The following is a 286-nucleotide window of genomic DNA, read 5'->3' as shown; positions in this document are numbered from 1 at the left end:
GGCCGCGCAAAGCGCCGGTTATCAGCAACTGACCTTTGAGCTGGAAGCGATGCTCTGCGCCGCCACCGGTTACGACGCGATCTCGCTGCAACCGAACGCCGGTTCCCAGGGTGAATACGCTGGCCTGCTGGCGATTCGCGCCTATCACCAGAGCCGTGGCGAAGACCGTCGCGACATCTGCCTGATCCCCTCGTCGGCCCACGGCACCAACCCGGCCACCGCCAACATGGCCGGCATGCGCGTGGTCGTCACCGCCTGCGACGCCCGCGGCAACGTCGACATCGAA

General features: G+C 66.8%; 1 pseudogene. It reads left to right on the top strand.

Annotated features, from left to right (window positions below):
* Positions 1-286, top strand: a pseudogene (locus VD17_RS32880) (glycine dehydrogenase (aminomethyl-transferring)); the annotation flags it as partial.

This window comes from Pseudomonas fluorescens, assembly GCF_000968015.1.
In the GTDB taxonomy this organism is placed as follows: domain Bacteria; phylum Pseudomonadota; class Gammaproteobacteria; order Pseudomonadales; family Pseudomonadaceae; genus Aquipseudomonas; species Aquipseudomonas fluorescens_W.
This window is presented reverse-complemented; position numbering and strand designations above follow the sequence as displayed.